Source organism: Aequorivita sp. 609, from assembly GCF_014212065.1.
GTDB classification, from domain to species: domain Bacteria; phylum Bacteroidota; class Bacteroidia; order Flavobacteriales; family Flavobacteriaceae; genus Aequorivita; species Aequorivita sinensis.
Map to the genome: position 1 here is coordinate 1 of NZ_JACJVM010000041.1, position 353 is coordinate 353.

Annotated in this window: 1 protein-coding gene; it reads left to right on the forward strand. The window is 30.6% G+C overall.

The genetic code is table 11. The features are described 5' to 3' along the window. Nucleotides 1–62: 62 nt before the first annotated feature. A partial coding sequence (locus H4O20_RS15005; protein ID WP_221442859.1) for a hypothetical protein occupies nt 63–353 on the forward strand: 291 nt, incomplete at its 3' end.

Here is a 353-nt window from a genome sequence, read left to right on the forward strand (position 1 = left end):
AACGTTTCGTATATGATAAGTAGGCGATCACTAAGCCCTAAATTTTTGTCTAATCCTAAAGTTTGATACAAGCCAAAAATATTTCAATTAGTACTTTATCGCCTATTTTTCATATACATTGTTGTGTGTCAGTAAAAATAGCCTTTCGATTCAAAAATAACAATGGCAAAAAGGCTATTTTACCCAGTAACCCTTGCGCGCCAAGCTTAAAAATAATAACGCATTTAAAAAATCAGCTGCTGAACAAAAATTATATATATACCTGTATATGTTTAGTCTTTGTGAAGTTAAAGCGCTTCAAAGAGTTAAAAATCAGTATTTTATGCACTAAGCCCTTGATTTTGTCAAAAAAA